Annotated in this window: 1 tRNA gene; it reads right to left on the minus strand. The window is 44.0% G+C overall.

Annotation, left to right across the window (positions count from 1 at the left end):
* Window positions 1–112: 112 nt before the first annotated feature.
* Window positions 113–189 (minus strand) — tRNA-Met (locus CXF71_RS07960).
* Window positions 190–359: the final 170 nt, after the last annotated feature.

Below are 359 nucleotides of genomic sequence, written 5' to 3' on the forward strand. Positions count from 1 at the left end.
ACTGACGACCTTCGGGTTATGAGCCCGACGAGCTACCAGGCTGCTCCATCCCGCGTCCGAATGACCTACAGTAAAGTAGGAAGCCAAGAGGTTTAAATTCTGTCTTAAGAATTGGTTGCGGGAGCCAGATTTGAACTGACGACCTTCGGGTTATGAGCCCGACGAGCTACCAGGCTGCTCCATCCCGCGTCCGAATGACCTACAATAATGTAGGAAAGCCAATAATTATTTTAATTCTATTATTAGAGAATTGGTTTTGTGAGCCCTTATCTAATGACGAGGGAACTAAAACCTACTTTTTATACTTATCTCTTTAAATCTCTCTAAAGATATAAGTTGGTTGCGGGAGCCAGATTTGA

The organism is Colwellia sp. 12G3, assembly GCF_002836775.1.
Taxonomy (GTDB): Bacteria; Pseudomonadota; Gammaproteobacteria; order Enterobacterales; family Alteromonadaceae; genus Colwellia.